Source organism: Acinetobacter sp. NIPH 2699 (genome assembly GCF_022549355.1).
Lineage (GTDB): Bacteria > Pseudomonadota > Gammaproteobacteria > Pseudomonadales > Moraxellaceae > Acinetobacter.
This window is the reverse complement of sequence record NZ_JAKZGL010000055.1, coordinates 1-201: the sequence shown is the minus strand read 5'-3', so window position 1 is coordinate 201 and position 201 is coordinate 1. Positions and strand designations below refer to the sequence as shown.

Genomic DNA, 201 nt, shown 5'->3' with positions numbered 1-201 from the left:
ACCGATCCAATTACAGGAACAGCAGAACCTGATTCTACAGTGACTGTGACCTTCCCAGATGGCAGCACAGCAGAAGTTGTTGCAGGACCAGATGGTAGTTGGAGCATACCGAACCCAGGTTTAGATGATGGTGATGAAATCACAGCAGTGGCAACAGATGAAGCAGGCAATAGTTCAGATCCTGCCACAGCAATTGTAGAT

The 201-nt window shown here is 47.8% G+C and carries 1 protein-coding gene; it reads left to right on the top strand.

All coding sequences use genetic code 11. The features are described 5' to 3' along the window. Nucleotides 1-201, top strand: a 201-nt coding sequence (locus MMP72_RS15865) for an Ig-like domain-containing protein (RefSeq protein WP_241406221.1), incomplete at both ends; no start/stop codon positions are given.